This window comes from Beijerinckia sp. L45 (assembly GCF_009765775.1).
In the GTDB taxonomy this organism is placed as follows: domain Bacteria; phylum Pseudomonadota; class Alphaproteobacteria; order Rhizobiales; family Beijerinckiaceae; genus RH-AL1.
The window spans coordinates 76,698-82,926 of record NZ_LMUU01000051.1 but is presented as its reverse complement, the minus strand read 5'-3'; the positions used below and the strand labels follow the sequence as shown (position 1 = coordinate 82,926).

Sequence of the window (6,229 nt, the reverse complement as noted above, 5' to 3'; positions counted from 1 at the left end):
CCGTCTCCGCCAGGCCCTCGAACGTTTCGTCGAGCGTCAGCGTGAGAACCTCGCCGACCAGCGACTCCTTGCTGGGAAAGCGCGTGTAGAGGCTCGCCTTCTTCAGTCCGACACGCGCGGCGAGATCCGCCATCGACATGCCGTCGTAGCCGCGGTCGCGAAACAGTTCCCGTGCCTCCAGCACGATGGCTTGTAGCGTCGTCTTCATATTTCGCTTTACATCCGACCGGTCGGTAGTTTTAATGCCGAGGGCTTTAGAGAGAAGACCTGATTTTGACCAGCCTAAACCACCCAAACCTCCGCCGCCGCGATACTTTGCGAACCGCCCTCGTTGCCGGCCTTGCAAGCATGCTCCCCCACGCATCGGTTTCAGCCGCCGAGCCGACGGGCCCGGCCGCACCTGCCATCCCTGAACTGAGGAGAAAAGCGATGACCATGACCTACAACACCAAGATGGTTGGGGATGTCGAGGTGTTCTACCGCGAGGCGGGACCGGCCGACGCACCGGTGATCCTCCTCCTGCACGGCTTCCCGACCGCCGGCCACATGTTTCGCGACCTCATCCCTTTGCTGTCCGATCGCTACCGCGTCATCGCCCCCGATCTTCCTGGCTTCGGCAACACGAAGGCGCCGCCGCGCGGCAAATTTGCCTACACCTTCGACAACCTGGCGCTCGTGGTCGATGGGTTCACGCAAGCCCTGAGACTCGATCGTTACGCCCTCTACGTCTTCGATTATGGCGCGCCCACCGGCTACAGGCTGGCCATGGCGCATGCCGAACGGGTTTCCGCGCTGATCAGCCAGAATGGCAATGCCTATACCGACGGGTTCAGCGATGCCTGGGGCTCGTGGGAGGCCTACTGGCGCGACCCGACGCCTGAGACCCGCGAAGCCTGCCGCGAATCCCTCAGCGCTGACACAATTCGAAACTTTCAATACTTCCACGGCGCCGATCGCAGCCACGTGTCTCCGGACGGCTATACCCTCGACATCGCCTACATGGCGCGACCGGACGCCGAAGAGATCCAGCTGGATCTCATCCTCGACTATCGCAGCAACGTCGCGCTCTATCCTGCCTTCCAGACCTACTTCCGCACGCATCGCCCGCCGCTTCTCGCGGCCTGGGGGAAAAACGATCCGGCCTTCATCCCTGCGGGTGCCGCGGCCTACAAACGCGACATCCCCGACGCCGAGATTCACCTGCTCGATACCGGCCATTTTGCGCTGGAGACGCACGCGACGGAGATCGCGAGCCTCATCCGCGATTTTCTCGGACGGAAACTGTAGGGCAAGGGAGAAGCTGCAGTTCGAGCGAGGAACGGTGCGTGCAAGCGACGGGGGAGCTTTGATTGGCCATAAGTGGCTGCGCCTGGACGAAGCTCACGCAGGTCTGGCTCTCAGCAAAGCCAGACCGAAGCCGATGAAAATCACGCCCGTGACACGATCGAAGGCGCGCCTGATTGCGAGCCGTCCCATGTAGCGCGACAGCGAACGGCCCGTCAGCGCATACACGCCATACCAAAATGTCTCCACCGCTGCGAACGTCACAACAAGGATGGCAAACTGGACGGTCTGAGGCCGCGTGGCGTCGATGAACTGCGGCAGAAACGCCGCAGCAAACAGGATCAGTTTGGGATTGCTGACACCTATCGTAAAGCCGCCGCGAAAGACCGATGCGGTCGATATTCTCGGAAGCAGATCCGCATCACCGACATCGAGCGGGGCGGCCTTCGTTCGAAGAGCCTTCAGGCCAAGATAAACCAGATAGAAGACACCGGCATAGCGCAGGACCTCGAACGCGCCTGGGACGGCGAGAAGCAGCGTCGTCAAACCAGCAGCGGATGCCGTGAGAATGATGACGATGGCGACGAGACAGCCCGCCATAGCCGCAACGCTGCGTTTCAGTCCCAGTTCGACACTTCGCGACATGATGTGAAGCATGTTCGGACCGGGGGTTCCCGACAGCAGAAAGACAGCCGCCACAAAAAGTAACCAAGTGTGAAGCGTCATACTTTTCTCCGCCAGCGGGGCTGCGACCGTCCCCTCGAGTTCAAGTTCGTGTTTGAGGCAACATCCGAAATTGCAGGAACGTCCGGTACGGACGAAGGCCAGCGCCGGTCGTCAAAGCATCCGCACTCCGATCCGTGCGGCGCCGTTGGCTGACCCCTCATTCTTTTCAGCTCAGCCGATATGTCTCCGCCGCCGCGGCCATGTCCCGCCAGCGCCGCTCGCGGCGGGCGATGGCATCGGCATCGGTACCCCAGAAACGCGCCTGGAAGTCCTCGTCGACGTGGGCGGTCGCCCAGGCCTCTTCCGCGGTGAGATGCGTCCGTGCCACCGCCAGCGCGGTCAGCACGGAGCCGGTGAGCGTCGTCATGACGTTGAGCGCCGCGAGCTTGAGCGCCCCCGATGGCCCCTTGGCGATCGCGTCGACCGCCTGGGCCACAGCGAGTCGCGCCGGCTCCGGCTGCGCGACATACATCACGCCTTCGACGCATAGGAAGCGCGCGCCGAGGGCTTCATGCGCGAAGGCGAGGATCGGATCCCACATCGCGCTCTGCGCCGCGACCAGCGGCGCCGGGCCGCCGGCGCGGTAGCAGACGAGATCGGTCTCGGCGAATTTCGCAACTTCGGCCGCGGTAGCGTCGAGCGTCTTGGCGACGCCGTCGATCGCGGAATTGGCGAGCTTCGTCAGCGGCATGGTCGCGGGGTCGATCAACTCGGTCTGGGCCCGCCATTCCGCGGCGAGGCGCTCGGCCAGTTCGGCAGTCGGCAGCACCAGGTGATCCTTGGCCGGCGTACGCACCGGCTTGCCGTCGAGCAGCAGGGCATGGCCGCGCTCGTGCGGGCCGACGGCGACCTCGGTGTAGAACCGCTTCGGCAGCGTCTTCTGTAGGTCGCGCCGCGCCATCGTGACGGGGTCGATGGGCTCGCGGTCGTCCGGAAAGAGATCGTTGCGCAGGTCGGCCATGCCTAGTGTTCCGTTCGGATCGTCACGAGCAGATCGTCGAAATCTTTGACGACGGCCTCGGCCCCCGACGCGATCAACGCGGCGGGCGGGTGGTAGCCCCAGCTGACGCCGATCGCGCGGACGCCGGCCGCGACTGCCATGTCCATGTCGTAGGTCGTATCCCCGATCATCACCGTCGCCTCGGGCGGACAGCCGGTCTCCGCCATCGCCGTGAGGATCATCGAGGGATGCGGTTTCGACGGGTGACCGTCGGCGGTCTGGATTGTCTGGAACAGGCCGCCCCAGCCTTGCGTCTCGATCATCCGGTCGACGCCGCGCCGCGATTTGCCGGTGGCGATGCCGAGCAGGATGGCCGGGTCGGCCCGCAGCACGTCGATGACGCGGGCCGCGCCGGGATAAAGCGCCTCGGTAAAACCAACCTCGCCGCGAAGATCGGTCCAGGCGTCCTTGTAGGCGGTCGCCAAGTCTTCGACGGGCCCATCGGGTCCGACCAGAACGGCAAAGGCTTCGTTGAGCGACAGGCCGACAACGGAGAGCGATTCCGCGCGCGTCGGCGCAGCGAGGCCGAAAACGGCGAAGGCTCGCTTCTGCGCTTCGACGATATGGTGCTGGCTGTCGACGAGCGTCCCGTCGACATCGAAAATGACTAGCTTCAACGTCTGGTCCTGGTGGGCGAGGAGCACCACGGCTGGCGCTCCTCGCCTTATACCGCTCGCGCCGGAAAAGGTCGGCGAAAACGTGGGATTACTTTTTGTCCTTTTCGCAGCTCTTCACGAAGGCTTTGCGATCGGCGCCCTTCTCCAGGCCCTTCGCCTTGGCGTCGGCGCGGCACTGGTCGCGTGCGGTCTCCTTGGCCGCGAGATCGGGACGCTGCTTGACGAAGCAATCGGTGATCGCCTTTTCACGCGCATCGCCTTTGAGCCCCTGGGACTTGGCCTCAGTGCGACAGGCCTTGCGAACCGCCTTTGCCTTGGGCTTGCCGTCCTTGTTCATCTCTGGCGCGGTCGTGGCGGCGGCAGGGGCCGTCGTCGGCGCGGCAGGCGTAGCGGACTGGGCGAAAGCTGGCGCCGCGAGGCAAAGGCTGGCGAGAATCGTAAGGGCGGAGAGTTTCATATAGGTCGGCTCCTATGGGTCGGTCGGCATGACGCGTCCCCGACGCCATAACGAACCGTCTCGCGTGAACCTACGCTGAACTACGAAAACGTTATTCAGGCGCGTTTTCAATCGGATCGGCGGTTCCGATATCGAAGCCGAGCATGTCGAAGGAATGCTTCATATGCGCCGGCAGCGGTGCGGTGACGTCGAGCGTCCCGCCCCTCGGGTGCGGCAGCACCAGCCGACGCGCCAGCAGATGCAGCTTCATCTCGATGCCGTCGGGCACGGCGCGCAGCGGATCGTTGCGGCGCGGGTCGTTCTTCGGCTTGAGACCATATTTCGGGTCGCCGATGATCGGATGCCCGATCGCCTCGGCATGGGCGCGGAGCTGGTGCGTGCGCCCGGTGATCGGCTTCATCGACAGCCAAGCGACGCGGGAGACGACGCGATCGACGGTCGCGTAGTAGGTCACGGAATGTTGCGCGTCGTCATCACCGTGCTTGGCGACCCGCATCTTCTCACGCGCCAAGTGGTCGCTGGGATCGCTGCCAAAATTCGGGCCTCGGACGTCGCCCATGCCTTCGCCCTTGGCGAGGTAGAGGGAGATCCGCCCCTGCTCCGGCCGCGGCACGCCTTCGACAAGCGCCCAATAGGTTTTTTTCGCCTGACGCGAGCGAAACACCTCGCCGAGGTCGGCGGCCATCTTTCGTGTCTTCGCCACGAGGAGAACGCCCGAGGTGTCGCGGTCGAGGCGATGGACGAGCACAGGCCGGTCGCCGCGCTCGTTCGGGATCGAGGCGAGCATGCCGTCGATATGCACCTTGGTCCCCGAGCCGCCCTGGACGGCGAGGCCGAAGGGCTTGTTCAGCACCATCAGGTCGCGATCCTCAAACAGCACCATGTCGCGCAGCGCGCGGGCGTCGGACTCGATCGGCTCGAAGATCCGTTCCGGCTGCGCTTCGAGGTTGAGCGGCGGCACGCGCACGCTCTGGCCCTGGGTTAGGCGGAAGGCGGTCTTGACCCGCGCCCCGTCGACCCGGACCTGGCCGGTGCGCACGATCTTGTTGAGATGGGACAAAGACAGCGTCGGCACCCGACGCTTAAACCAACGATCGAGCCGCATGCCCTCTTCGTCTTCGGTGACCTGGAGGGTCTCGGCACTCATGGTTTTGTTCAATTGCTGTCTTGGAACGTCGTCCGCCCGGATGAAGTCATCCGAGCGGCGGTCGCTGTGAAAATTTTAGGCACGGTCTCTTGCGAGACCCGCTGTTTACTCCGCCGGGGTCGCGGCCGCCGCAGCGCGGTTGCGCGCTTCGACCTGATCCCAGCCCGTGCCGAAGACCTTATCGCAAACGCCCGGGCTGCCAAAGCCGTCGCTGAAGCTGACGTTGCCCTTCATATGGTGCTCGCCATGGGCGTGGCTGGTGATGAACCCGGCGACGGCGGTGATGACACGCGGCATGCGGGCGGCGATCGCACTCTTCGGCAGCAGCACTGAAAAATCGTAGCCGGAGTGTTCGTAGACGCCGCCGATCGCGCCGAGACCGGCAATCGCCGTCTGGAACCAGACGTTCGATCCGCCGCCGCCAAGCAGGGCCAGCGGGAGAAGGTACGGCAGGACGATCTCGAGGAAGAAGTCGGCGCCGCTCATGTAGCAGGCGCTGATGCCCTTGCTGGCGCGGGTCGAGTGATGGATCGAGTGTTTCAGCAGCTTGGTGAAGCGGGGCTGATGCAGCAGGTAACGGTGAGTCGCATACTGCACGACATCATGACCGATCCCCATGACCACCAGAATCGCAATGACATACAGGACCGTCAGGTGGTCCGACCCGACGAAGCAAAGACCGAGGACCTGGACGGCCACCATCGCCGGCAGCAGGATGAACACCTGATTGGCGAGCACGCGCGGCAACAATTGGCGGTAGGTCTTGCGATCGACGTCGCGCACCTTGAACCGGCGCAGCTTTCCAGTCTGATCCCAATGCTCGAACGCATAGCCGGTGCCATGGTAGAACACCATCTGCACGGCCCACACGAACACGGACAGCGGAAGCCACCACGGTAACACGGTCGACGACATGAAAACCTCGCAGGCGTGTTCGCGGGACAAAGCCCAATCGCGAAACACGACGGTGTTGGTGTTTAGGGTGCCACTTCGCTCGA

General features: G+C 64.0%; 8 protein-coding genes. 1 reads left to right on the top strand and 7 read right to left on the bottom strand.

Going from position 1 to position 6,229, the window contains the following annotated elements:
- On the bottom strand, positions 1–208 hold a 208-nt coding region (locus GSQ79_RS05195), incomplete at its 3' end, for a TetR/AcrR family transcriptional regulator (protein ID WP_158807662.1).
- A 221-nt stretch (positions 209–429) separates the two neighbouring features.
- Here GSQ79_RS05195 and GSQ79_RS05190 point away from each other — a divergent pair.
- On the top strand, positions 430–1,287 hold the full coding sequence (locus tag GSQ79_RS05190; RefSeq protein ID WP_246725109.1) for an alpha/beta fold hydrolase: 858 nt from the start codon (positions 430–432) through the stop codon (positions 1,285–1,287).
- Positions 1,288–1,380: 93 nt separating this feature from the next.
- Here GSQ79_RS05190 and GSQ79_RS05185 read toward each other — a convergent pair whose 3' ends face one another.
- The 6 genes from GSQ79_RS05185 to GSQ79_RS05160 all read right to left on the bottom strand — a co-directional run bounded on the left by GSQ79_RS05185 (position 1,381) and on the right by GSQ79_RS05160 (position 6,146).
- Positions 1,381–2,010, bottom strand: a complete 630-nt coding sequence (locus tag GSQ79_RS05185; protein ID WP_158807660.1) for a LysE family translocator — start codon at positions 2,008–2,010, stop codon at positions 1,381–1,383.
- 166 nt (positions 2,011–2,176) lie between these two features.
- Positions 2,177–2,971, bottom strand: coding sequence for an ATP12 family chaperone protein (locus GSQ79_RS05180; protein ID WP_158807659.1), 795 nt, complete (start codon positions 2,969–2,971; stop codon positions 2,177–2,179).
- A gap of 2 nt (positions 2,972–2,973) precedes the next feature.
- Positions 2,974–3,657 carry an HAD-IA family hydrolase gene (locus tag GSQ79_RS05175; RefSeq protein ID WP_246725108.1) on the bottom strand — a complete coding sequence of 228 codons (684 nt, stop codon included), beginning with the start codon at positions 3,655–3,657 and terminating at the stop codon, positions 2,974–2,976.
- Between the two features lie 58 nt (positions 3,658–3,715).
- A complete protein-coding gene (locus GSQ79_RS05170) occupies positions 3,716–4,084 on the bottom strand; it encodes a PsiF repeat-containing protein (RefSeq protein WP_158807658.1) in 369 nt (122 codons plus the stop codon).
- A gap of 91 nt (positions 4,085–4,175) precedes the next feature.
- Positions 4,176–5,231: an RluA family pseudouridine synthase gene (locus GSQ79_RS05165; protein ID WP_158807657.1), complete on the bottom strand. Its 1,056-nt coding sequence runs from the start codon at positions 5,229–5,231 to the stop codon at positions 4,176–4,178.
- Between the two features lie 105 nt (positions 5,232–5,336).
- Positions 5,337–6,146 carry a sterol desaturase family protein gene (locus GSQ79_RS05160; protein WP_158807656.1) on the bottom strand — a complete coding sequence of 270 codons (810 nt, stop codon included), beginning with the start codon at positions 6,144–6,146 and terminating at the stop codon, positions 5,337–5,339.
- Positions 6,147–6,229 lie beyond the last annotated feature (83 nt).

Bases quoted from the DNA above. Each gene is read 5' to 3' on its own strand.
- GSQ79_RS05190 (WP_246725109.1), top strand. From the start codon at position 430: ATGACCATGACCTACAACACCAAGATGGTTGGGGATGTCGAGGTGTTC.
- GSQ79_RS05160 (WP_158807656.1), bottom strand. From the start codon at position 6,146: ATGTCGTCGACCGTGTTACCGTGGTGGCTTCCGCTGTCCGTGTTCGTG.
- GSQ79_RS05180 (WP_158807659.1), bottom strand. From the start codon at position 2,971: ATGGCCGACCTGCGCAACGATCTCTTTCCGGACGACCGCGAGCCCATC.
- GSQ79_RS05170 (WP_158807658.1), bottom strand. From the start codon at position 4,084: ATGAAACTCTCCGCCCTTACGATTCTCGCCAGCCTTTGCCTCGCGGCG.
- GSQ79_RS05185 (WP_158807660.1), bottom strand. From the start codon at position 2,010: ATGACGCTTCACACTTGGTTACTTTTTGTGGCGGCTGTCTTTCTGCTG.
- GSQ79_RS05165 (WP_158807657.1), bottom strand. From the start codon at position 5,231: ATGAGTGCCGAGACCCTCCAGGTCACCGAAGACGAAGAGGGCATGCGG.